The 267-nt window shown below is 64.0% G+C and carries 1 protein-coding gene; it reads right to left on the bottom strand.

The window, feature by feature from the left end:
• The coding region (locus SB773_RS32230; protein ID WP_410594438.1) for a hypothetical protein at positions 1-267 on the bottom strand (267 nt) is incomplete at both ends.

Genomic DNA, 267 nt, shown 5'->3' with positions numbered 1-267 from the left:
CGGCGTAGCCCTCGAGCATCACGTCGCGGGCCAGAGCGATGAACTCGTAGGTGGGCAGCAGGTGTGCGATGGTCAACAGGACCGGGTACCCGCCGAGTGCCCCGTCGATGTTGAAGAAGATGCCGCTGGCGTAGAAGAGCACGCGGTTGATGATCGGCACCAGCTGCTGGATGTCCCTCGTGCGCACCGAGATGCGCGCGACGACGAGAGCGACGCCCAGGTTGAACACTCCCATGACCGCGAGGATCGGAATGATGAGGAGCCACG

Source organism: Bacillus sp. SIMBA_074, from assembly GCF_046534555.1.
Lineage (GTDB): Bacteria > Bacillota > Bacilli > Bacillales > Bacillaceae_G > Bacillus_A > Bacillus_A mycoides.
This window is presented reverse-complemented; position numbering and strand designations above follow the sequence as displayed.